Source organism: Streptomyces sp. NPDC002536 (assembly GCF_053594995.1).
In genome coordinates, this window is record NZ_JBSFWU010000206.1 from 1 (window position 1) to 4,530 (window position 4,530).

Annotated in this window: 5 protein-coding genes and 1 pseudogene; 4 read left to right on the forward strand and 2 right to left on the reverse strand. The window is 71.3% G+C overall.

Translation table 11 applies throughout. The features are described 5' to 3' along the window. Positions 1 to 99, reverse strand: a pseudogene (locus ACWD4B_RS35150) (roadblock/LC7 domain-containing protein); the annotation flags it as partial. A gap of 247 nt (positions 100 to 346) precedes the next feature. On the opposite strand from ACWD4B_RS35150, the gene ACWD4B_RS35155 reads away from it, so the two are divergent. After that, on the forward strand, positions 347 to 649 hold the full coding sequence (locus ACWD4B_RS35155; protein ID WP_451424580.1) for a hypothetical protein: 303 nt from the start codon (positions 347 to 349) through the stop codon (positions 647 to 649). A gap of 167 nt (positions 650 to 816) precedes the next feature. On the opposite strand, the gene ACWD4B_RS35160 is transcribed toward ACWD4B_RS35155, so the two are convergent. After that, on the reverse strand, positions 817 to 1,356 hold the full coding sequence (locus ACWD4B_RS35160; protein ID WP_451424581.1) for an MOSC domain-containing protein: 540 nt from the start codon (positions 1,354 to 1,356) through the stop codon (positions 817 to 819). A 202-nt stretch (positions 1,357 to 1,558) separates the two neighbouring features. Here ACWD4B_RS35160 and ACWD4B_RS35165 point away from each other — a divergent pair, with 202 nt between their 5' ends. The 3 genes from ACWD4B_RS35165 to ACWD4B_RS35175 all read left to right on the forward strand — a co-directional run. Then, positions 1,559 to 2,455: an alkaline phosphatase family protein gene (locus tag ACWD4B_RS35165; RefSeq protein WP_451424582.1), complete on the forward strand. Its 897-nt coding sequence runs from the start codon at positions 1,559 to 1,561 to the stop codon at positions 2,453 to 2,455. Positions 2,456 to 2,457: 2 nt separating this feature from the next. After that, a complete protein-coding gene (locus tag ACWD4B_RS35170) occupies positions 2,458 to 3,741 on the forward strand; it encodes an MFS transporter (RefSeq protein WP_451424583.1) in 1,284 nt (427 codons plus the stop codon). Next, positions 3,738 to 4,530: TolB-like translocation protein (locus tag ACWD4B_RS35175; RefSeq protein WP_451424584.1), on the forward strand; the 793-nt coding region annotated here is incomplete at its 3' end. The genes ACWD4B_RS35170 and ACWD4B_RS35175, both read left to right, overlap by 4 nt.

The window sequence follows — 4,530 nt, forward strand, 5'->3', positions numbered from 1 at the left end:
CACCAGGCCGTCGTTGGACAGCACCAGCGCGTACCGTATCGATTCGACGCGCTGGGCCAAGTCGTCCAGCAGTCCCTCGAGTTCTTTGCCGTCGGTCATGCCCTGCCTCCCCGTTCCCGCAGTTCCCCGATTCCCCCGCAACTGCCGTGCAAGCCTTGCTCACCCGAGCCCTCCCGGCAACCCGCCGGGCCCTTCCGTACGCACCTGTTCGCCGACCGGAACGGAATGCGGACACGCCATGCCAACCCCGGTTTTCACCGCACGGTCGGCACCGGGTTTCCCGGCGGTTCAATTCGCCGGACTCCGGGAACACTTGAACAACCGCAGGCTTTGCTTCACGGGGCAGGTGATCACTGTGCTCCACAAATTCCGCAAGCGTCTTGGGGAATCCGGGCAGCGATCGGTCCGGGCCCCACGGCCCTCCGCGGCCCCGCAGCGCAACCTGTTCGAGGCGGCGGCCCTGTACGTGGCGGCGTGCGCCGAGAACGACGGCGACCGCAGCGCGGAGGCGGCGCGGTGGGTCTCGCCCGAGGCCCTCACGTTCGGGGTCAACGAGCTGGCCTGCCGTGCGGTCATAGCCCTCGCCCGCGAGCAGGACGAGGCGCCGCTGACCGTGGCGCGCTCCCTGCTCGGTCTGCCCGCCGCATGACGGCCGGCCCACGGCATTCCCGCGGCAGGGCACGCCGGGCCGCCGCCCGTCTGCCGGCCGCTCCGCTGGAATCGCGGTACTTCGGCTGCGGGCAGCCCGTGGCTGGTCGCGCAGTTCCCCGCGCCCCTTTCGGGGCGCGGTACCGCACTGGACTTCGACAAGTCCACTCAGACGCGCTCCAGGGGAAGATGCGGCCCGTCGGGCAGCTCCACCTGCACGGGATCCCCGGGACGGACCTCGCCGCCCGCCAGGACGACGCCCATGACACCGGCCCTGCGCACGACGGAACCGTCCTCCGCGCGCCCCACGACCTCCTTGAGCAGGCCCCGGCGGAACCCCTCGATCTGCAGGCACGGGTTGCGCAGGCCGGTGATCTCGACGACCGCCTGCGGACCCAGCCGCAGGCGGGCGCCGCGGGGAAGACCCAGCAGGTCGATCCCGTGGGTGGTGACGTTCTCCCCCAGCTGACCGGGGCCGACCGTGAAACCGGCCGCGGCCACCTCGTCGAACAGTTCCTGCTGAATGAGGTGCACCTGACGGAGGTTGGGCTGCGTCGGGTCCTGTGCAACGCGCGAGCGGTGCTGCACCGTCGCCCCCAAGTGCGCATCGCCCTCGACTCCCAGCCCCTCCAGCAGTCGGATGCGGTCCCGCACCGGCTTGCTGAACTCGTGCTCACCGCTGCTGCACACCGCCGTCACCTTGCCCATAACGGCCCGGCCTCCCCTCGGTCGCCTGCGACACCGGCCCTTCGACCCTAACTCCCCGCACCGACAGCGCGTTCGTCGTCCTGCGCTCGGCCCGTGTTCCCGAACCCGTCACTTCCAGGTCGTGTACATGCCACTACCGGCAGTCCTACGCTGCCACCGCACCCGCACACCCCCACCGATTCCCCCCTGTACGGAGGACCTCGTGCCCGCCGACGCCAGACATCCGCAGAGCCCGCACCCCCTCCGCCGACGCCGTCTCGGCGCCCTGGCCGCGGCGTTCGGGCTCGCCGCCACCTCCCTCGGCCTGTGGGCCGCCGACTCCTCCGCCGCCACGGCCCTGCCCACCCCGGACCACGTGGTGGTGGTCGTCTTCGAGAACCACGCCTACGACCAGGTCCTCGGCAGCTCCGACGCCCCGTACATCAACGCACTGGCCTCCGGGGGCGCCAACCTGACCGCCTCGTACGCCGAGACCCACCCGAGCCAGCCGAACTACTACGCACTGTTCTCCGGGGACACCCAGGGCATCACCGACGACAGCTGCGTCGACCCCGGGGCCCTCCAGGCACCCAACCTCGCCTCGGAGCTGCTCGACGCGGGAAAGACCTGGGCGAGCTACAACGAGTCCCTTCCGTCGGAGGGTTCCACCGTCTGCCGCAGCGGCAAGTACGCCCAGAAGCACAACCCCTGGTTCGGCTTCGGCAACGTGCCCACCAGCAGCGCGCACACCTTCGACAAGTTCCCCGGCGACTACAGCACCCTGCCGGCGGTCTCCTTCGTCATACCGAACCTGTGCAGCGACATGCACGACTGCTCCGTCGCCACCGGTGACACCTGGCTCAAGAACAACCTCAAGAGCTACGCCGACTGGGCCCAGAGCCACAACAGCCTGCTCCTGCTCACCTTCGACGAGGACAACCGGCTCAGCGGCAACCGCATCCCCACGGTCCTCTACGGTCAGCCCGTCAAGGCGGGATCGTCGTCCGACGACACGTACAACCACTACGACGTGCTGCACACGCTGGAGAGCATGTACGGCCTGCCGTACGCCGGAAGCTCCGCCGGCGCCAAGGACATCGCCGGCATCTGGAACAGCTGACCGTGTACCTCGCGGACAGCCGCGCCACTCCTGCACCGGGCACCGCCGGACGGGGCACGGGCCCCGTCCGGCGGGCCGTCGTCGTGCCCGGCACGGTGCTCGCCCTCGGCACCGTCAGCCTGATCACCGACGTCTCCTCCGAGATGGTCACCGCCGTCCTGCCGCTCTACCTCGTCGCCGGGCTGGGCCTTTCCCCTCTCGGCTTCGGCCTGTTGGACGGCGTCTACAACGGAGTCAGCGCACTCGTCCGCTTCGCAGGTGGACGGCTCTCCGACCGCCGGGAAGGCGGCCACAAGACCGTGGCGGTCATCGGCTACGGTCTTTCCGCCCTCTGCAAGCCCCTGTTGCTCGTCGCGCACGGCGTGCCGCTGATCGGAGCGGTCCTCGCCGCAGACCGCACGGGGAAGGGCCTGCGCACCGCACCGCGCGACGCCATGATCTCGATGGCGAGCGAACCCGCCGGGCGCGGGCGGGCGTTCGGCGTGCACCGCGCCATGGACACGGCCGGCGCGCTCCTGGGTCCGCTGCTCGCCTTCCTCGTGCTCCGGGCCGCGGCGGAGGGCTACGACGCCGTCTTCACCGTCAGCGGCTGCGTGGCGGCACTGGGCGTCCTGGTACTGCTGCTGTTCGTCCCCGGACGCACCGATGCCGCAGCCCCTGCCCGGCGCACGACAGCCGAACCGGTGTCGCTGCGCGAGCTGTTGCAACGGCCCGAGGTGCGCCGACTGACGTGCTGCGCCGTGCTGCTGGGTCTGACCACGGTCAGCGATTCGTTCCTCTATCTGACCCTGCAGCGCCGCCTGGACCTGTCCGAGTCCTGGTTCCCGCTGCTGCCGCTGGGCACTGCCGGAGCATTCCTCCTGCTGGCCGTGCCGTTCGGTGCGATCGCCGATCGTTTCGGCCGGAGGCGGCTGTTCCTCTGCGGCCATCTCGCACTGTTGGCGGCATACGGAGTCCTCGTCGCACCGGCCGGCGGTCCGGTCGCTCTCGTCTGTCCGGTGCTCGCGTTGCACGGCAGCTTCTACGCGGCCACCGACGGCGTGCTCGCCGCGGCGACCGCCGACGCCGTACCGGAGGCGGTCCGCGGCAGCGGGCTGGCCGTGGTGCAGACCGGTCAGGCCGCCGCCCGCTTCGTGTGCTCCGTCTCCTTCGGAGCGGCATGGACGGCCTGGGGCGACCGCACCGCCCTGGGAGCAGCAGCCGCAGGACTCGCCGTCTCGGCCGCCGTGAGCGCCCTGCTGCTGCGCACCCCGCCCCCCGACACCCCGCCGGAGTCCGCCCGTTGAACCGCACGAAGCGCCTTGTCATCCTGTTCGCCGCCGTACTGCTCCTGGGCGGCGTCGCCATAGGCGCCACTCTGCACGCCGCCGGCCGGGCCGCGGAGAAGGACCGTACACAGGCGGGCGGCCCTCCGGTGCACACCGGTGAGGTCGTCCTGGACACGCCCGGACGCGAGGTTTTCCGCAACATGGCCTGGGGGCCGCACCGCGACGAGATCGTCTCGGTGCCCGTCGGCAGACCCGACGGCCCGCGCACCGCCTCCGGCGTCAAGTGCCTGCGTTTCCACACGGCGTCGGGAACCGGCATCTGTCTCCAGGCCGTGCACGGCAAGCTGCGCGACACCTACCGTGCGGTCGTGCTCGACGCACGGCTGCACGAGCTGCACCGCTACGACCTTGCGGGCATCCCCACCCGGGCCCGGGTGGCACCCGACGGGCGTGCGGTGGCCTGGACCGTCTTCGTCAGCGGCGACTCCTACGCGGGCACCGCCTTCTCCACCCGCACCTCGGTCCTCGACCTGCGCACCGGCACGCTGGACCGCAACCTGGAGGACTACCGCATCCTGGTGGACGACCGTCCGCGCAAGGCACCGGACCTCAACGTCTGGGGCGTCACGTTCGCCGACGACGACCGTTTCTACGCCACCGTCGCCACCGGCGGCCGCACGCACCTGGTGAGCGGGGACCGCCGCACCCGCACGCTGCGCACCCTGCACACGAACGTGGAGTGCCCTTCCCTCTCGCCCGACGGGACGCGCGTGGCCTACAAGAAGCGCGTCCCGGGCGTCTCCTCCG